The following is a 19,658-nucleotide window of genomic DNA, read 5'->3' as shown; positions in this document are numbered from 1 at the left end:
ATGCTGTTTTTAATCGAAATACGCGCATATTTGTTTGATTCTGCATTATTAACGGTTGATTTTGCCCCGAACGGGGTGTTTTGCGACGCGTTTTGGCCCGCGTCGTTTCCACCCGCACACATTCAAAGCGCATCACAGTGATTGCCGTTGTTTGTCATTGTTTGTAAGGGGCCGGTCGGTTACAAACGGGCAAAGCTTTCTGGATGGTCGCAATGCGATGATCCGCATGTCCCGGCATGGTCCGGGATTTCTCACATTTTGGATGGGGAATTTAATGGCATCCTACCAGTATATTTACGTCATGAAGGACCTGACCAAGATCCTTCCGGGTGGTCGTGAACTTTTCAAAGGCATCACGCTGTCCTTCCTGCCGGGTGTGAAGATCGGTGTTCTCGGGAACAACGGTGCCGGTAAATCGACCCTGCTTAAAATCATGGCGGGTATCGAAAAGGATTTTTCGGGTGAAGCCTGGCCTGCCGAGGGTGTCCGTGTTGGTTACCTTGAACAGGAACCGCAGCTGAACCCGGCAAAGGACGTTCTGGGTAACGTTATGGAAGGCTGTGGTCAGATTGTTGACGATCTGGCGCGCTTTAACGAAATCAGCATGGCGTTTGGCGAGCCGATGACCGACGACGAGATGAACAATCTCCTCGCCGAGCAGGGCGAATTGCAGGAACGCATTGATGCGGCCAATGGCTGGGATCTTGAGCGGACGCTTGATATCGCCATGGACGCGCTGCGCTGCCCGCCCAAGGATTCCGACGTAAGCAAGCTTTCGGGTGGTGAGCGCCGCCGCGTTGCGCTTTGCCGTCTGTTGCTGGCAAAGCCTGATATCCTGCTGCTTGACGAACCGACCAACCATCTGGATGCGGAATTGGTTGCGTGGCTGGAACGTCACCTTGAAGATTATCAGGGCACTGTCATTCTGGTCACCCACGATCGTTACTTCCTTGATAACGTTACCGGCTGGATCCTTGAACTCGACCGTGGTCAGGGCATCCCGTACGAAGGCAACTATTCATCCTGGCTCGAACAGAAGCAGAAGCGTCTGGATCAGGAAGCCCGTCAGGAAGGCAGCCGTCAGAAACAGCTTGCATCCGAACTGGACTGGATCCGTCAGAACCCGAAAGGCCGTCAGGCGAAATCCAAGGCCCGTGTCCGTGCCTATGACGATCTCGTTGCGGAAGCCGCCAAGGCGGTTCCGGATTCAACCAAGATTGTTATTCCGATTGCCGAACGCCTTGGTAACGAGGTGATCACGGCCGAAGGTCTGACCAAGGCATTTGGTGACAAGCTTCTGTTTGATGATCTGCATTTCCGTCTGCCGCCGGGGGGCATCGTTGGTGTGATCGGTCCGAACGGTGCGGGTAAAACCACTTTGTTCAAGATGCTGACTGGCAGTGATAAACCGGATGCCGGTACGCTCAAGATCGGTGAAACCGTCAAGATGGGCTATGTCGATCAGTCGCGTGAACTCGCTTGATCCGAACAAAACCGTCTGGCAGGAAGTTTCTGACGGGCTGGACGAAATCCTTCTGGGCAAACGTCCGATGAGCTCGCGTGCCTATGTATCGCAGTTCGCGTTCAAAGGGGCCGATCAGCAGAAGAAAGTCGGGCAGCTTTCAGGTGGTGAACGTAACCGCGTTCACCTTGCCAAGATGCTGAAATCGGGCGCGAACGTTCTGCTGCTTGACGAACCGACCAACGATCTTGATGTCGATACGCTGCGTGCGCTTGAAGAAGGTCTGCTGGAATTTGCCGGTTGTGCCGTGGTTATCTCGCACGATCGTTTCTTCCTTGACCGTATCGCGACCCACATCCTAGCCTATGAGGGCAATTCGCATGTCGAATGGTTCGAAGGCAACTATCAGGAATATGAAGCGGATTACAAACGCCGCTATGGCGACGCGGCGGATCGTCCGCATCGCATCAAATACAAGCCGCTGACCCGCGGTTAATGACAAAGGCCGCCCATCGGGCGGCCTTTTCTTTGCGGGCATCTTGGGTTGGCATTCGGGCCGCAAGCATGAAAAAAGCCACCGGCAAATCATCGCCGGTGGCTTTTGATTTCTGTTCCGGTTGCGACGGAATTATTTTCCGACTTTCGCCCGCAGGTTTTCTGTCAGGGCGGAAACCTCGCCACCATTTTTCTGGATGACAGCGGTAAATTCGTCGCGCTGGGTGATGCCCATGCTGAGGCCTTCGACGGTCACATCAATGATTTTATATTCATCACCGAATTCGCGCAGACGCCAGACGATCGACACCGGCGGGCCGTCCGGGCGGACGAACTGCGAGTTGACGAACGTATCCTTGTTCTGCTGTTTCTCGTCGCCGACAACGAACTGCTCGCCATTGAAATCCTTGAACTGGCTGGCATAGTTAAGGGCCAGATAGTCCTGCAGGAGGTCGGCGAACTCGTTGAGTTCTTCCTCGGAGATGGAGCGCCAATAGCGCCCGAGGACAAACCGGGAAATCACATCCATTGCGAAGTAACGATCCATCAGCGCGACAAAGTTCTGTCGGCGGGTGTCGTTGCTAAGCGATTGATCGGTCAGGCCGACAATTGCCTCGCTCGCAAGGGTTTTGATGACGTCGGTTGCACTGCGGCTGGCTGCGACTTCGACCGTATGGGACGATGCGGAAGTCGCGTTACCTGCAAATGCAGGACCGGCCATAAGGCCGGTCACGCTGACGATTGCTGCCGCCAAAGCGGGAATCGCAATTCTGCTTTTCATGTTCGATCGAACCATTAATTTGCTGCTGCTTCAAACGCGTCATCAAAGTCGGCAGAAGCGCTTTCGTCTTCGAATTCCGGTGCAGAAGGTTCTGCGCCGTTGCGAATGGCGGCGTTACGTTGCTGACGATAGAGGCTACGCAAAGCAGCATAATAGTCAATCGAGGTTTGTTGCAATTCGTTAAGCTGGTTGAGCGTGCTGTAGCGCGCATTGAGTGCGGTCAGAGCCAGCGAACCGAGATAGAGCGTATCAAGGGTTTCGCTGTTCCGGCTGCCCCAGGTCAGCGGATTGCTTACATAATCGACCGCAATACCGGCGGTATCACGCAGGTTCGACGGACCAAGCAGCGGCAGGACGATGTAAGGACCGCCACCGATGCCGTAATGGCCAAGAGTTTGGCCGAAATCTTCGGAATGATAGGCGATGCCGAAATCGGCAGCCACATCATTGAAACCAAGGAAGCCGATCGTGGTGTTCATGATGAAGCGCTGCACCGAGTTAGCGGCCTGATCAGGGTCACCCTGAAGCAGCGAGTTCAGCGCATTGACCGGTTCACCGATATTGCGCACAAAGCTGCGGACGGCGGTTTTGACCGGTTGGGGCGCGATGTCGCGATACCACATGGCGGCGGGGTAAAGGACCATAAAATCAACGGCACCATTCACCCCGTGAACGACCCGGTTTACCGGTTCGAGGGGGTCATAGTCACTTGTGTCCTGTGCCGGCTGGGTGGACGCGCATGCTGTCAGCATGGACAGAGATGCACCAGCGCACAGCGAAAGCAAAGTTCGAAGTTTCATTATTTTTGCCAAACGATTTCGATACAAACTTTCCCCGACCCCGAGACGCCCTTGAAATCGGGACTTCAAGAACATTACCCAACCTGCTGCCCGCGAAGAAAACAGGAATGTGCGATGCACACGTCTCAGATATTCATGTGGTTAGCATAGGGAAGTTTTAAACGCCAGCACACAAAATTATGAGCCTGATCAATGGGATTTGGCATGTTGCCTTTTTGCCATACTCCTTTTGAGTGGGTAAATAGGTCTTGATTAAATATAAACATATCTTTATATCTTTGGTCAGATCAATGGAGGCGCTGAAATGGAACAGGTTCTTGCGAGATTGCGCGCGGCGGCAGAAGCGACACGGCTTCGCCTGTTGGCGATCTGTGCCGAATGCGAACTGACCGTCAGCGAGATCACCCAGATCATCGGGCAGAGCCAGCCGCGTGTGTCGCGCCATCTTAAACTGCTGTGCGAAGCCGGGTTGCTTGTCCGATTCCGTGAAGGCACCTGGGTATTTTATCGCACCCCCAATAGCGGCCCCGGTGCGGAACTGGTTCAGCCGGTTCTTGCCCTTCTGCCTGAAAGTGACGAGATACTGGCCCTGGATCGTGCCCGGCTGGAGCAGGTCAAGGCGCAGCGCGAACAGATTGCCCGCGAATATTTCCGGGCCAATGCCGATGACTGGGATCGCATCCGGTCGCTTCATATTGATGAAACGGTCGTCGAGCAGGCCCTGATTGATGCCATCGGCGATCTTTCCGGCGGCCGGATTCTTGATATCGGTACCGGCACGGGCCGGATTCTGGAACTTCTGGGCAAAACGGCCGAAGAGGGTGTCGGCGTTGATATGTCGCGCGAGATGCTGGCGGTTGCCCGGGCGCGCTTGCAGCGTGCCGATCTGTCAAACTGTCTGGTACGGCAGGCCGATATGTATCAACTGCCCTATCCCGCCGGGATGTTTGACGTTGTGACCCTGCATCAGGTGCTGCATTACGCCGAACGCCCCGAAGCCGCCATTGCCGAAGCCGCCCGTGTGCTGGCCCCGAATGGCAGGCTGGTGGTGGTTGATTTCGCCACCCATGACCGTGAGGAACTGCGCGAGGAGCACGCGCACCGTCGGCTTGGTTTTGAAGACGGGGCGATCAATACGTGGTTTCGCGCATGTGAACTTTCGCCCGGTGATGTCATAAGCCTGCCCGGCAAACCCTTGACGGTGCGGATCTGGTCCGCACATGCATCGGAGCAGGGGCAGAAGGCATTGCAGGCAAATAACAATAACGAGGCCGCCGAGTAATAGTCGGGCAGGCTTATCGCCAACAATAATAACGCATAACGACCCGTTCCACCGGAACGACAAGACAGGATTAAAAGAATGACGGTTAAAAACGACATCGCACCACAGGGCACTTCGCATGGCGATTTGCGGGTTTCATTCGAATTCTTTCCGCCGAAAACGGAAAAGATGGAAGAAACCATGTGGCGTTCGATCCACCGTCTGGCGCCGCTGAACCCGTCTTTTGTTTCGGTAACCTACGGGGCAGGCGGATCAACCCGCGACCGCACGCATAGCAGTGTCACCCGCATTCAGGGCGAAACCGGCATTCCGGCGGCGGCTCACCTGACCTGTGTTGGCCATACCAAGGAAGAAATCGAAGGTATTGCGCGCAATTACTGGGATGAAGGTATTCGGTCGATTGTTGCCCTGCGCGGGGATCTGCCCGATGCGGGCGATAAATATGTCCCGACGCCGGGGGGATATCCTTATGCGGTTGATCTGGTCGAGGGGCTTAAACGGATTGCGGATTTCGATATTTCGGTTTCGGCCTATCCGGAAACCCACCCGGATGCCCCCAATGCCGATTTCGAAATCGAATATCTGAAGCACAAGATCGACGCCGGGGCGAACCGCGCGATCACGCAGTTCTTCTTTGATAACGAGGTTTTCCTTCGGTTCCGCGACAAATGTGCTGCTGCCGGGATCACCGCACCGATTGTGCCGGGCATCCTGCCGGTGACCAATTTCGGATCGCTTTTGAAATTTGCCGATATGTGCGGGGCATCGGTGCCCAAGCGCCTGCATTGGCGGTTTGAAGACCTTGACGAAGATCCCGACACGCGCCGCATGGTTGCCTTCCACGAAGCCATTTCACAGGTCGAGGGCCTGATGGCCGAGGGTGTTACCGATTTCCACTTCTACACGCTAAACCGTGCCGAACTGACATATGCCATCTGTCATGCGCTGGGTATTCGCGGTGTTGCACAGGCTGCTGCCTGAACCGGCCCGCCCAAACAGCCTGCATGATCAAAACGACTGGATGACGATGATGAATGACCGCAAGGAACGCATTGCCCTGCTGCGTAAACGGGCCGAGAACAAAATCCTGATCCTTGATGGTGCGATGGGCACCATGATCCAGAAGCACAAGCTGAGCGAGGAAGATTATCGCGGCGAACGCTTTGCCGATTGGAAACAGGATCTGAAGGGCAATAACGATCTGCTGTCCCTGACCCGGCCTGACATCATCAAGGATATCCATCTGCAATATATTGCCGCGGGTGCGGACCTTCAGGGGACCAATACCTTTAGTGCGACGACAATTGCGCAGGCCGATTACGGTATGGAAAGCCTTGCCTACGAGATCAATTACGAAAGTGCGAAAATCGCGCGTGCGGCCTGTGATGAATGGGAAGCCGCCCATCCCGGCGATGTGCGCTTTGTCAATGGTGCCATCGGCCCGACCAACCGCACCGCATCGATTTCGCCCGATGTGAACAATCCGGGTTTCCGCGGTGTTAACTTCGATCAGCTACGCGAAGCTTATAAGGAAGCCGTCAATGGTCTTCTGGATGGCGGGGCGGATGCGCTTCTGGTGGAAACCATTTTCGATACGCTCAATGCCAAGGCGGCCCTGTTTGCCATCGACGAAGTGCTTGAAGAACGCGGTGAAGATGTGCCGGTTCTGATTTCGGGCACGATCACCGATGCGTCGGGCCGGACCCTTTCGGGACAGACCACCGAGGCGTTTTACAATTCGGTCCGTCATGCCAAGCCGTTCTCGATCGGGCTTAACTGCGCATTGGGGGCGGCACAGTTGCGCCCCTATGTTCAGGAACTGTCACGCATTGCCGAATGCCGGGTTTCGGTTTATCCCAATGCGGGCCTGCCCAACGAATTTGGCGAATATGACCAGTCGGATGCCGAAATGGCGGCTTTGGTCAAGGAATGGGCCGATACCGGCATGGTCAATCTGCTGGGCGGCTGCTGTGGCACGACGCCGCCCCATATCAAGGCGATTGCCGATGCGGTGGCAAATGCCAATCCGCGCAAACTGCCCGTGATCGAGCCGAAAATGCGCCTTTCGGGCCTTGAGCCGTTCAACGCCGCCTGATGCCGGGAAGCTGAAAAAAGAGATCGAACAGACCCATGAGTGACATTTCAAGATTCATCAATATCGGCGAGCGCACGAACGTCGCAGGATCGATCAAGTTCAAAAACCTGATCGTCGAGGAAAATTACGACGCGGCCCTTGAGGTTGCCCGTCAGCAGGTCGAAAACGGCGCGCAGATCATCGACATCAATATGGACGATGCGATGCTGGATGCCGAAACGGCGATGGTCAAATTCGTCAATCTTCTGGCGGCCGAACCCGATATTGCCCGCGTGCCGATCATGATCGACAGTTCCAAATGGAACGTGATCGAAGCCGGTCTGAAATGTCTTCAGGGCAAGGGGATCGTCAACTCCATCAGCCTGAAAGAAGGCGAGGAACCCTTTATCAAGCAGGCACGTCTTCTGCGCCGTTATGGTGCCGCTGTCGTCGTGATGGCCTTTGATGAAAAAGGGCAGGCCGATACGGTTACCCGCAAGATCGAGATTTGCGAACGCAGCTATCGCGTGCTGGTCGACAAGGTCGGCTTCCCGCCCGAAGACATCATTTTCGATCCGAACATTTTTGCGGTGGCGACCGGGATCGAGGAACACGACAATTATGCCGTCGATTTCATCGAGGCCTGCAAGCTGATCAAGGAACGCCTGCCATACGCCAAGATTTCCGGCGGTGTTTCCAACGTTTCCTTCTCGTTTAGGGGGAACAATCCGGTCCGCGAAGCGATGCATTCCGTGTTCCTGTATTATGCAACGCAGGCCGGCATGGATATGGGCATCGTCAATGCCGGTCAGCTTGTGGTGTATGAGGAAATCCCGCTTGAACTGCGTGAACGGGTCGAGGACGTGATCCTGAACCGTCGCCCGGATGCGACCGACCGTTTGCTGGAAATTGCCGAAAAATACAAGGGCACCGGCGGGCCTGAGAAGAAAGTCGATCTGGAATGGCGCAAAAAGCCGGTCAATGAACGACTGGCCCATGCGCTGGTCAATGGCATTGCCGAGTTCGTCGAAGAAGACACCGAAGAAGCCCGCCAGCAGGCCGACAAACCCCTTCACGTTATCGAAGGGCCGTTGATGGATGGCATGAATGTGGTCGGTGACCTGTTTGGTGCGGGCAAGATGTTCCTGCCCCAGGTGGTCAAATCCGCGCGCGTGATGAAAAAGGCCGTGGCTTACCTGATTCCGTTCATCGAGGCGGAAAAGGATGGGGTGCGCGAAACCAACGGCAAAATCCTGCTGGCGACGGTCAAGGGTGATGTGCACGACATCGGCAAGAACATCGTGGGCGTGGTCCTGCAATGTAATAATTTCGAGGTCCTTGATCTTGGCGTGATGGTGCCGACCCAGAAAATCATCGAAACCGCCAAGGCCGAAAAGGTCGACATGATCGGTCTTTCGGGCCTGATCACGCCGTCGCTTGAGGAAATGACCTATGTGGCGGCCGAAATGGAACGAGAGGGGCTCAACATCCCGCTTCTGATCGGTGGCGCAACCACGTCCAAGGTCCATACCGCAGTCAAGATTGCCCCGAACTATAACAAGTCGGTGGTTTACGTGATTGACGCATCGCGTGCGGTGGGTGTCGCAAGCCAGCTTGTGTCTGAGACCCACCGGGAACGGTTTGCTGCGGAAATCCGGGCGGAATATATCGCGATGGCGGAAAAACACGCCGCCCAGCAATTGCAGAAAAAACGTTTTGCCATTGCGGACGCGCGCGCCAACAAGGTGCAGCTTGACTGGGATGCCTATGATGTTCCCGCACCGGCCAAACCGGGCATTACCCGGTTTGAAACCTTTGATCTGGCCGAACTGGTTGAACGGTTCGACTGGAAGCCGTTCTTTGAAACCTGGGAACTGCATGGCCGTTTCCCGGATATTCTGCAGGACGAGAAGGTCGGTGAAACCGCACGTGGCCTTTACGAAGACGCCAAGGCGATGCTCAAACGCATTGTCGATGAAAAATGGTTCAAGCCCTGTGCGGTTGTCGGTATCTGGCCGGCCAATTCGGTGGGTGACGATATCGAAGTCACCCCGGCACCCGATCAGAATGAACCGGTAATGCTGCGCACGCTTCGCCAGCAGATGTTCCGTGAAAACAATTCACGCCCGAACCGCGCCCTTGCCGATTACATCGCGCCCAAGGAATCCGGTAAGACCGATTATATCGGTGGCTTCGTCGTCACCGCCGGGCCGCAGGTCGAAGAAATCGCCAAAAAGCTTGAAGCCGAGCATGACGATTACAACGCCATTCTGGTCAAGGCCCTTGGCGACCGATTTGCCGAGGCCTTTGCCGAACGCATGCATGAAAAGGTGCGTAAGGAGCTTTGGGGTTATGCGGCGGATGAGAACCTTCCGAATGCGGAACTGATTGCCGAAAACTATCGCGGTATCCGTCCGGCACCGGGATATCCGGCCTGCCCGGAACATACGGAAAAACGCACGCTGTGGCAGTTGCTCGATGCGGAAAAGAATGTCGGTGTCAGACTGACCGAAAGCTGTGCCATGACCCCGGCATCCTCGGTCAGCGGGTTCTATTTCGCCCATCCCGAAGCCAAATATTTCGGCCTTGGCAAGATCGAACGCGATCAGGTCGAAAGCTATGCCGAACGCAAGGGCATGACTTTGGCCGAGGCAGAACGCTGGCTGGCGCCGAACCTGAATTACGATCCCCGTCAGGCGTGATCGTATCAAACAAAAAGCCCCGCAGCTTTCCGGCTGCGGGGCTTTTTTACATTTGATCGGACATCAGTGCGTCGCGTGGAAAAACTTCCCGCGTTCGGTGATGCCGACAATCACGATGGCCAGCACCGCCAGCACCAGATAACCGCCAATCAGCGGAATGACCGTGCCATTGAACAACTGGCCGATGATCCCGCCCGCGACAACACCGATCAGGGTGCTGTAAACCCCGATCATCGAGGATGCGGTGCCGGCAATCCTGCCAACCGGTTCCATCGCCAGCGAATTGAAGTTTGGCATGGTCATGGAAAAACAGAACAGTGTGACCGTAAGACCGACACCAAACACCGGAAGCGGCGGGGCACCGTCAAAGGCAAAGGCGATGCCCAGATTGATCAGGCTGCTGATTGCCATCACAAGAAGCCCCCCCTGCGACAGCTTGTGCATGCCGATCTTGCGGACAAGGCGGGCATTGACGAAGGATGAAACGCTCATGCAGGCGGCGATCATCCCGAACACCAGCGGGAACCAGACGCCAAGTCCGTAAACCTCGGTTTCGAAAATCTGCTGTGCCGATCCGATATAGGCCATCAGGCAGGCAAACATCAGCCCCATCGCCGTTGCATAACCCAGCGTCTGGCGAGTGGTGATGGTGGTTTTGATATCGCGCGCAATCCGGTTGAGTGACAGTTTATGCCGGTATTCGGGATTAAGCGTTTCGGGCATTCGCAGGCTGTACCAGACGGCAATAATGATCGCCAGCACAAGGGTGCTGACGAAAATCATGTGCCAGTTGGCAAGCGCCAGGATCAGGCTGCCCGATGCCGGGGCAAAGACCGGCACGATGATAAAGATCATCATCACGAACGACATGACGCGGGCCATTTCGCGGCCTTCGAAACAGTCACGCGTGATCGCAATCGTCAGGACGCGCGGGGCCGCCGCGCCAAGCCCCTGAACGAAACGCGCGACCAGAAGGTGATCGTAACTGTCGGCAAAAATCGCCATGACGGTCCCGATGGCATAAATGAAAAGACCCAGCATCAAAACGCGTTTGCGGCCGAAACTGTCAGCCAGCGGCCCATAGACAATCTGCATCAGGCCAAAGGCAATCATGAAAACATAGATCAGCAACTGCATGCGGTTGCCGTCCTCGATGCCGTAATCCAGGGCGATCGGACCAAATGCGGGTAAAAGATTGTCGATCGAAAGCGCAACCAGACCAATCGTGATTGCCATTAACACAACGAATTCGACAAAACCCGGAAGCGGACGGGCGATGGTGGCGCCCGATTTTTGACTTTCAGTCATTTATCGGAAGTCCTGAAAAAGGAATTTATTGTTATTCGGGGAAAGTCCCGCAGGCTTCGGAAACCTGTATGACGTCAAGCATGCGTTATTTCCCGTTCGAAGATCAATGATGGTTTTCTGAAAAAAGCACTGTCGCGTCATCGACTTGGCCCGAACCTGACCGGCCTTGGCAACGCATTTGAGGTAACCCGCGGTCATCATCTGCATCAGGCAAGGGGCAGCTATTGGCAAATATCACTGGATTTGCCGACCTTTACCTTTTATTCGCAACACCTTGTGATCATATGACAGCTTCCTGTTTCACCCGTTCCCGCCGGTAACCCGATATGGCCGAAAAGCTTTTCAAATCCAACCAGTTGCTTGGGCAATTGCGACGTATCGTCAAAAGCGAGCAGCTTGTGCTGTCGATCCTGGCACTTGTGGTCGGCGCGATGGCCGGGGGCGGGACCATCCTGTTTCGCGAAGGCATCCTGTTTGTGCAGTTGCTGACCTTTGGTTCGGGCGAGGAAGCGGTCCATGAATATCTTGCGCATCTTCCGGCGTGGCATTTGATCATGGTGCCGACACTGGGCGGGTTGTTTGTCGGGGTTTTCATTTACCGGTTTTTGCCCGAACGGCGTACCCACGGGGTGGCCGACGTGGTTGATGCCGCCCTGTTTCACGATGCACGCATGTCGTCACGCTGTGGGATCAAATCGGTGTTCATCAGCGCGGTGTCGCTGGGAACCGGTGCGTCGCTTGGCCGCGAGGGGCCGGTTGTCCATATGGGGGCGTCGTTCGGGGCGTGGCTGGCGCGTATTCTTCATCTGCGGCGCAGCACGGCGCGCACCCTGCTTGGATGCGGGGTGGCATCCGCGGTTGCGGCGTCTTTCAATGCGCCGCTGGCGGGCGCGCTGTTTGCCCACGAGGTTGCCCTTGGCCATTATGCCCTGACCGCATTTGCACCGATTGTTCTGGCATCGGTGACCGGTACGATCATCACCCGGCTTTATTTCGGCAGCGACATCGCCTTTCTGTTGCCGGCCAATGAAATCCAGTCGTTTCTGGAATTTCCGGCCTTTGCGCTTTTGGGAGTTGCGGCGGGGATCACCGCGATTTGCGTAACGCGTGCCATCCCGGTGGTGCAAATGGCGGCCAAGGCATCGAAAATTCCGGGCTGGTTGCGGCCCGCAGTGGCGGGGCTTGTGATCGGTATTGTTGCGATCAAGTTCCCGCAGATTGTCGGCGTTGGTTATGGTGCGATGAATGATGCGCTTTACGGGGCGTATGGCTGGTCATTTCTCGTACAGCTTCTGATCGTGAAGGCCGCAATGGTCGCGATCTGCATCGGCATGGGCTTTGCGGGCGGGATTTTCAGTCCGGCCCTTTTCCTTGGTGCGATGCTGGGCGGGGCATTCGGGGTGACGGCAACGGCGATTTTCCCCGATCTGTCATCGGGGTACGGGGCCTATACACTGGTCGGCATGGGGGCGGTGGCGGCGGCCATGCTTGGCGCGCCGATTTCAACGACCCTGATCATCTTTGAACTGACCGGCGACTATGCCCTGACGATTGCGGTGATGGTGGCATCGGTGATTGCATCAATTGTGATGGACCAGTTCCAAGGCGGATCGTTTTTTGCCTGGCAGCTTAAATGCCGGGGGCTTTCGACCCGCTGGGGCCGGGAAATGAATTTGCTGCGCATGATGAAGGTCGCCGACATCATGAAGGCGGAATATCAGACCGTGCCGCTTGGCGACGGGATGCCGTCCATTCGCGAAAAGCTGATCAATGCACCTTATTCCGAACTGTTCGTGATTGATGATGACGGCCGGTTGCACGGTACGATCACACTGGCCGATTTGCGCCATGCGGCGTTTGATCCGGAAATGGGCGAAGAAGTCACCGCAGGGCAGGTCGCCCGATCCAAGCCGCCGGTTCTGCTGCGTACTGACAGCATCGAAAAGGCCGTGCGTCTGATGGAACAGACCGGCGAGGAACACCTGCCGGTGATCAATAACGAGGAAGAACGTCTTATGGTCGGTTTCGTCCACGAAAAGGACGCGATGATGGCCTATAACAACGCGCTTCTGGAACTGCAAAGCGAAGAACGCGGCGATGCGCCGCCCAAGCTGTTCTAGGGGCTTTCCCGAACGTGGCAGGCAAAAAAATGCCGCCGGTTTGATATCGTGGCCGACGGCAGGTTGGGGTTCTCGCTTCGTCGAAGAGACCCGGTATTACGCGATCAGTTATGACATCAACTGTGCCATCAGGCGGTTATCGAACGGTGTTGCGCCATTGCCGATGGTGGCGGCGGCGTCATCGCCTGTGCTGCTGGTCTGGCTGCTGGTGTCGGGCAGGCTGCTGGCGGATGGAGTTTCGTCCGCCGGGGCGGCAGCCATCAGTTCGGCAAGGCTGACAATGCCGTCTTCGTTGGTATCAAGCGGGTCGTAACTTTCGGTATCGGCTGTTGCGGCACTGTCACCACCAGATGAACTGTCCGTGCTTTCATCCGCTGCTGCCGTAGTCGTTGTGGCACCGGGTGGGGGAGCCATGCCTGTCAGGTAATCGTCTTGGGAAATGCTTTCGGCTTCGCTACCTGCCATCATCGACCACAGGTTTTCAGCCATTTCATCGCTGACATCGTCGGGTTTGCCTGCCAGGAATTCATCCTTGGTCAGGGTGCTGTCATCATCGGTATCAAGGTCATCAAACAGTTGCTGCGCGTCAAAATCGCCATCGGTGGCCGATGTATCCGTGCTTTCCTGCATTTCGAGCAGCATGGCTTTGATCTGATCAGAAAGCTGATCAACGCTGCCCTGTCCGTTGGCAGCAATTTCCGAAACCGCGTCGACCGCCTGTGTCGAGGCCGTGCTTTGCGCACTGGCGAGCGCAAATCCGCCAATGCCTTCTACGCCGCTACTGCTTTCGGTAGACTGGCTGCTGGCCGATGATTGTGACGGGCCAAATATTTGCGCAAGACTGGCACTCAGACTGTCGATGCCGCTCATCGGGGGCTCCTTGCGTGGTGATTGTCGTTATGACTGTTCACGCAAGGCAGCGGAAAAACTGGCGCAGAAAAGCAGGCGGAAAAATATTTTCAGGGAAAAAATTGGTCGACGTTCCCGATTTGTTGCACAATAAGCAACCCGATATCGCCACTTGATTGAATGCCAATACTGGCCCCGTTTGCAGAGCATGTTATATATCCCGACATGATGGATGATCCCTTTGAAATCGATGAATTCGCCGCAAGCCCGGAAATGCGCCTTCAGGACGCACCCGCACCCGATTACCTTGCCAATCTGAATGCCGAGCAACGCGAAGCGGTCGAAACGCTTGATGGTCCGTTGCTGGTGCTGGCAGGTGCCGGGACGGGGAAAACGCGCGTTCTGACGACCCGTCTTGCCCATCTGCTGGAAACCAAGGGACAGACGGAGCGCCTGCATCCGCAGCAAATTCTTGCCGTGACCTTTACCAACCGCGCGGCCAAGGAAATGCAGGAACGTGTCGCCCATGCTCTGGGCCGTCCGGTTGAAGGATGGTGGCTGGGGACTTTCCACTCGCTGGCGGCCCGCCTATTGCGCCGCCATGCCGAACTGGTCGGGTTGCAATCAAACTTCACGATCCTTGATAGCGATGATCAGGTCCGCCTGCTTAAGCAGATCATGGATGCCGAACAGATTGATCAGAAAAAATGGCCTGCCAAGCAACTGATGGGGATCATCCAGCGCTGGAAGGACAAGGGGCTTTCACCCGAACGGGTCAATGAAAGTGTCGAGTTCGCCAATGGTGGGGCCAAGTACCTGTATAAAATCTATCAGGAACGTCTGGCGGTTCTGAATGCGGCCGACTTTGGCGATCTTTTGCTGCATTGCCTGACCCTGTTTCAGAAACATCCGGAAATCCTGCGCCGTTATCAGGAAACCTTCCGCTATGTTCTGGTCGATGAATATCAGGATACCAACGTGGCCCAATATCTTTGGCTGCGCGCGCTGGCGATGGTTCATCGCAATATCTGCTGTGTCGGTGATGATGATCAGGCGATCTATAGCTGGCGCGGGGCCGAGGTCGGCAACATCCTGCGTTTCGAGTCCGATTTCCCCGGTGCCAAGGTCGTCCGGCTGGAACAGAATTATCGTTCCACCCCGCATATTCTGGCGGCTGCGTCCAAGCTGATCACCTTTAACGATGGTCGTCTGGGCAAGGAGCTTTGGACTGAACTTGATACCGGCGAAAAGGTCTTTGTCAAAGGTGTCTGGGATGGTGAGGCCGAGGCGCGGCTGGTTGGCGAGGATATCGAAGCCCTGCAAAGCAAGGGTGTTGGCGCATCCCATATGGCGATCCTTGTTCGTGCCGGGTTCCAGACCCGCGAGTTTGAGGAACGGCTGATCACGCTGGGTATCCCTTACCGGGTTGTTGGCGGACCGCGCTTCTATGAACGTCAGGAAATCCGCGATGCGCTGGCTTATATCCGCATGGTCGCCCAACCTGATGACAGCCTTGCGTTTGAACGCATCGTCAATGTGCCCAAGCGCGGGGTGGGGAAGGCGACCTTGCAAACCCTGCATCAATATTCGCGTGATCAGGCGGTTTCGCTTCCGGCGGCGGCGCTTGATCTGATCGGGACCGAGGAACTCAAACCCAAAATGCGTCAGGCGATTGGCGGGTTGCTGGGCGATTTCAAACGCTGGCGAGAGATGCTTGAAACCACATCGCATGTGGCGGTGCTTGAAACGGTTCTGGACGAAAGCGGCTATACCGATATGTGGCGGACATCGAAGGAAATCGATGCGCCCGGCCGTCTGGAGAACCTCAAAGAACTGGTATCTGCGATTGGGGAGTTTGAAAACCTGACCAGCTTCCTTGAGCATGTGTCGCTGGTGATGGAAAACGAACAGAACGCCGATCAGGAAAAAGTCACCATCATGACCCTGCATGCGGCCAAGGGGCTGGAATTTGACTATGTCTTTCTGCCCGGCTGGGAAGAAGGCGTTTTCCCCCATCAGCGCGCCATGGATGAAAGCGGGGTGAAGGGCCTGGAGGAAGAACGCCGTCTGGCTTATGTCGGCATCACGCGCGCACGCAAACGTGCCACTGTTTCCTATGCGGCCAACCGGCGGATTTATAACCAGTGGCAATCGGCCCTGCCGTCGCGCTTTGTCGATGAATTGCCGGACGAGCATGTCGAACGCATCAGCGACACCGGCCTTGGCAATCATCGCGGCAATGTATCGCCCGGTGCATGGGGGGCCGACGACTGGATGAAAATGCCAAGCTGGGCGGATAACAAACCGGCGGAAAGCTATAACCCCTATGGCGGGACGGGTGAACGCCGGTTTGCCAGCGCGGGATGGCAGGACCGGGTGCGCAAAAATGTGATTGATGTAAAGCCGGATGGTGAAACCAGCTACACCACCAGTTCGAAATCATCGAAATACAAGGTCGGCGATGCGGTACGTCATCGCAAATTCGGCCCCGGTACCGTCAAGGCGGTCGATGGCAACAAGCTTGAAATCCATTTCGAAGGTGTCGGCACAAAGAAAGTGGTCGACAGTTTCATCCTGCCGGGTTAAGCCGCCCGGACATTATTTCTGGTGCGGTCAAACGGCCGCCGCAATCTTGCGAGAAGCGATATGACCGAAACCGTTCGTTGCTATAATTTCACCTTCGAGGTTGATGGCAAATATGCCCCGGCCTTTGCCGAGGCGTTGTATGAGCATTGCGATGCCCTGTCGCATTTCGAACGGCCGGGCGATCCGACTGCGCCCTGGAAGGTCGAAGGCTTTTCGGGTGATCATCTTGACAAGACTGCGGTTGAAACCGCCGTATCATTGATGGCGTCTGCGGTCGGTGTTGATGTGCCGGTGGTCGAATTTGGCACCTACGAGCCCAAAGACTGGGTCAGCGACAATCTGCGCAGCTTCAAGCCGATTTCGGTTGGCCGGTTCTATGTTCATGGCTCGCACTGGGAAGACGGTATTCCGGTTGCCAAAACCGGTTTGCAGGTCGATGCCGGTCTGGCATTCGGATCTGGCGAACATCAGACGACCAAGGGGTGCCTTGCGGCAATCGACTGGATCGCCAAACATTCGTACCGTTACAACGCGCTTGATATGGGCTGCGGGTCCGGCATTCTGGGCATGGCATGTGCCAAAACGTGGCGCTGCCCGGTGATGATGGCTGATATCGATGCCGCATCGGTGCGCGTTGCCCGTGAAAATGCCCGGATCAACAAGATCACCGATCTGGTCACCGCGATCCATTCCAACGGCTTTAGCGACGTGCGCATCCGCAATGCCGGTTATTACGACATTGTGTGTGCCAATATCCTTGCCCGTCCGTTGCGCCATATGGCACGCGACCTGCGCGGTACGCTGGCCGAAGGGGGTTATGTGGTTCTGTCGGGGCTTCTGTCCCATCAGGAACAGTTTGTCCTGTCGGCCTACCGCGATGTTGGCCTGTCACTGGTCAAGCGTTTCCCGGTCGAGGAATGGACGACGCTGGTGGTTGGTTAAGCCACCAGCAACGCACTGACAAACCGGTAAATCCCGAACCCGCCAAGGATCACGATCAGCAATCCGACCGCGATCATCAGGGGTTTGCGCGGGATGATGCGGACAAGCACGGCGGCAAGCGGTGCGGCGGGCACGCCGCCGATCACCAGTGCCAGTGCCGCCATCCCGAAACTTTCCAGTCCGAAATGCCCGGCAAAGGTCACGGTGATCATCACTGTCACGAAAAATTCCGATGCCGCCGAGGTGCCCAGCATCCGGTGCGGTTCGGCATGGCCGCGATAGACCAGCGTGCTTGATACGATCGGTCCCCATCCGCCGCCACCAACCGCATCAAGGAACCCGCCAACCAGACCAAGCGGGGCAAGCCCGCGCATCGCCGCAGGCGGTTGTACCTTGCGCACCGCCTTGGCAATGACCAGAACGCCCAGTGCGCTTAGGTAAAGGGCGACAAACGGCGCAAGATATTCGCCGATCCCCGATGACAGCAACGCCGCCCCGGCAGCCCCGCCGATGGAACCGGCAATCGCCAGTGTCCTGACCATTTTCCAGTCAACATTGCGCGCGAAATGATGTGATGTGCCGGAAACGGCGGTGGTGAAAACCTCGGCGGCGTGCACTGTGGCACTGGCTTGCGTCGGGGGCAGGCCGATGCTGATCAGGAGCGATGTCGATGTCAGGCCATAGGCCATGCCAAGCGCACCATCAACAAGCTGTGCGGCAAAGCCGATCAGAACGATCCACCAGAAAAAGTCGTCCATTTATGTGCGTTGCTCCAACAAGAACACAACGCCGGAATTGTATCGACAGGCCGCGTTTTTGATATCGGCAAATGCGCGGCTGGCAGAATGTCCGCCATGCATAAATGCCGCAAGACATTTGCTAACTCAGAAGGGGCGGCATCACCATTTTTTGCAGGGCAAGGCAATCGCACATGGTTTGATCGGCATAGCCTTCTGCTGCGGCAACAAGTCCTTCCGCATCGCGATCAAGCGCCCTGATCATGGTTTCCTCGAACCGGGTGGACCGGATGTCGCCGCGCGCATGCGCCAGTGCCAGCGCGGAGCCGCATGATCTGGCATATTGCTTAAGCGCCTTGCCCGGGTTCTTTGTGGCAAGGCAGATATCCTCGGGATCAAGACCGACCCGTGCATGGTGGCGGGATCGCACCAGCCAGTGGTCGTCGCGCCAGACGACTTCATCAAGCACAAGGTCGGGGCGGCGCTGCATCACCCGCTGGCAGTCGACCGAAAGATGCGCCGGGTTCAGGCGGTTATTCGGGCTGATATCGGGGAAATGGTGGATAGGGGCGGCTTCGCGCTGTTGCTTGATTTCGACGATATGACATAGCGGCAAATCTTCCGGCCCGTCGACCTCATCGGGCCCGACCAGAAGATAAAACCGGTCCATATTGACCGATCCGGTGCCCGCCCCGACGCGAAGAACGATATCAAGGATGCTGTCATCGACATAGGGGCGGAAAACGCGTCTGATTTCTGACATGGTGGCCGCATCCAGACGCTTGTAACGTTCCGGAAGGTCGCGGAACCGCAATGTGCCATCGGTCAGTTCGACCGCCTTGCCAAGTGCGCTTTTGGTTTCAAACTTCTTGCCCCCTGCGGCCCGTTTCAAAGCCTTTTCGCGCGCAGCTTCAAGGATATGGCCCTTGGAGAATTTCAAAACAGCACTGCGGCGGTGATCCGGGTCGGAAACGATCTTTTCCAGGGTCTTCCGGTAGCTTTTCAGGAATGCGTCCGCGGCCTTTTTCGCATCCTTCTGGCTGGCCGCTTCAAGACCAGACAGATCATTCATTTCGTCACTGTCGTAATCGTCATTCGTTAGTCCGTCGGCATAGTCGCAGGCCAGAAACAGGCTGGTACAGAACCGCGCCAGATCCCAGCTTGCCAGCCCGAAACAGGCATCGTCGAAATCATTAGGACAGAAAATCACATCGTCGCCATGTGACCCGTCTTCGGTCAGAAGCCCGAAATTCACCAGATGGCAATCGCCCATGATGGCGGTAATCAGCCGTTTGTCCGTCAGACTTTCGGGCAGGACGATACGACCGGATTTCAGGTCGCCATAAAACATCTGGGCGGCACCCCGCAGGAACCGGAATGGATTGGCAGCCATTTTCTGATGTTTGGCAAGCTTGGTCCTTGCACGCGGGGTGCGGCCATCGACACGTTTGAGTTCACGCGCAATCAGATTGTTTCGGCTGGCGCTGACGATGCTCATCTCGGCTTCCTTTCCGCTCAAT

At 56.3% G+C, this 19,658-nt stretch carries 13 protein-coding genes and 1 pseudogene; 8 read left to right on the top strand and 6 right to left on the bottom strand.

Going from position 1 to position 19,658, the window contains the following annotated elements:
• Window positions 1–274 precede the first annotated feature (274 nt).
• Window positions 275–1,958: pseudogene (ettA, locus tag R1T41_RS03535) on the top strand (energy-dependent translational throttle protein EttA).
• 132 nt (window positions 1,959–2,090) lie between these two features.
• On the opposite strand, the gene R1T41_RS03530 reads toward ettA, so the two are convergent.
• Window positions 2,091–2,738: a phospholipid-binding protein MlaC gene (locus tag R1T41_RS03530; RefSeq protein WP_249278154.1), complete on the bottom strand. Its 648-nt coding sequence runs from the start codon at window positions 2,736–2,738 to the stop codon at window positions 2,091–2,093.
• A gap of 14 nt (window positions 2,739–2,752) precedes the next feature.
• A complete protein-coding gene (locus tag R1T41_RS03525) occupies window positions 2,753–3,538 on the bottom strand; it encodes a VacJ family lipoprotein (RefSeq protein ID WP_317339993.1) in 786 nt (261 codons plus the stop codon).
• Between the two features lie 304 nt (window positions 3,539–3,842).
• Here R1T41_RS03525 and R1T41_RS03520 point away from each other — a divergent pair, with 304 nt between their 5' ends.
• From R1T41_RS03520 to metH, 4 genes are all read left to right on the top strand, one after another.
• Entirely contained in the window at window positions 3,843–4,820 is a 978-nt protein-coding gene (locus tag R1T41_RS03520; protein ID WP_062947792.1) for an ArsR/SmtB family transcription factor, read from the top strand.
• Window positions 4,821–4,898: 78 nt separating this feature from the next.
• Complete coding sequence (gene metF / locus R1T41_RS03515; protein ID WP_097053181.1) at window positions 4,899–5,801, top strand: methylenetetrahydrofolate reductase; 903 nt, start codon at window positions 4,899–4,901, stop codon at window positions 5,799–5,801.
• Window positions 5,749–6,915 (top strand): homocysteine S-methyltransferase family protein, encoded by a 1,167-nt coding sequence (locus tag R1T41_RS03510; RefSeq protein WP_317339990.1) that lies wholly within the window; start codon window positions 5,749–5,751, stop codon window positions 6,913–6,915. Before metF ends, R1T41_RS03510 begins: the two co-directional genes overlap by 53 nt.
• 35 nt (window positions 6,916–6,950) lie before the next feature.
• A complete protein-coding gene (gene metH, locus R1T41_RS03505) occupies window positions 6,951–9,596 on the top strand; it encodes a methionine synthase (RefSeq protein WP_317339988.1) in 2,646 nt (881 codons plus the stop codon).
• A gap of 63 nt (window positions 9,597–9,659) precedes the next feature.
• On the opposite strand, the gene R1T41_RS03500 is transcribed toward metH, so the two are convergent.
• Complete coding sequence (locus R1T41_RS03500; RefSeq protein WP_317339986.1) at window positions 9,660–10,904, bottom strand: multidrug effflux MFS transporter; 1,245 nt, start codon at window positions 10,902–10,904, stop codon at window positions 9,660–9,662.
• A gap of 326 nt (window positions 10,905–11,230) precedes the next feature.
• Between R1T41_RS03500 and R1T41_RS03495 the strand changes: the two genes are divergently transcribed.
• Window positions 11,231–13,024 carry a chloride channel protein gene (locus tag R1T41_RS03495; protein WP_317339984.1) on the top strand — a complete coding sequence of 598 codons (1,794 nt, stop codon included), beginning with the start codon at window positions 11,231–11,233 and terminating at the stop codon, window positions 13,022–13,024.
• 108 nt (window positions 13,025–13,132) lie between these two features.
• Here R1T41_RS03495 and R1T41_RS03490 read toward each other — a convergent pair whose 3' ends face one another.
• Window positions 13,133–13,894: a hypothetical protein gene (locus R1T41_RS03490; protein ID WP_317339982.1), complete on the bottom strand. Its 762-nt coding sequence runs from the start codon at window positions 13,892–13,894 to the stop codon at window positions 13,133–13,135.
• A 207-nt stretch (window positions 13,895–14,101) separates the two neighbouring features.
• On the opposite strand from R1T41_RS03490, the gene R1T41_RS03485 reads away from it, so the two are divergent.
• Together R1T41_RS03485 and R1T41_RS03480 are read left to right on the top strand one after the other, a co-directional pair.
• Window positions 14,102–16,459 carry an ATP-dependent helicase gene (locus R1T41_RS03485; protein ID WP_062960859.1) on the top strand — a complete coding sequence of 786 codons (2,358 nt, stop codon included), beginning with the start codon at window positions 14,102–14,104 and terminating at the stop codon, window positions 16,457–16,459.
• 60 nt (window positions 16,460–16,519) lie between these two features.
• Entirely contained in the window at window positions 16,520–17,401 is an 882-nt protein-coding gene (locus tag R1T41_RS03480; RefSeq protein WP_062947777.1) for a 50S ribosomal protein L11 methyltransferase, read from the top strand.
• On the opposite strand, the gene R1T41_RS03475 is transcribed toward R1T41_RS03480, so the two are convergent.
• Both R1T41_RS03475 and R1T41_RS03470 read right to left on the bottom strand, forming a co-directional pair.
• Window positions 17,398–18,159, bottom strand: a complete 762-nt coding sequence (locus R1T41_RS03475; RefSeq protein ID WP_317339979.1) for a sulfite exporter TauE/SafE family protein — start codon at window positions 18,157–18,159, stop codon at window positions 17,398–17,400. The two genes, R1T41_RS03480 and R1T41_RS03475, sit on opposite strands and share 4 nt — an antisense overlap.
• Window positions 18,160–18,280: 121 nt before the next feature.
• Window positions 18,281–19,636 carry a DUF2252 family protein gene (locus R1T41_RS03470; RefSeq protein ID WP_317339977.1) on the bottom strand — a complete coding sequence of 452 codons (1,356 nt, stop codon included), beginning with the start codon at window positions 19,634–19,636 and terminating at the stop codon, window positions 18,281–18,283.
• Between the last annotated feature and the right edge of the window lie 22 nt (window positions 19,637–19,658).

The organism is Thalassospira lucentensis, assembly GCF_032921865.1.
Taxonomy (GTDB): Bacteria; Pseudomonadota; Alphaproteobacteria; order Rhodospirillales; family Thalassospiraceae; genus Thalassospira; species Thalassospira lucentensis_A.
Note: the sequence above shows the minus strand (reverse complement) of the source record. Positions and strands in the feature narration are given on the sequence as shown.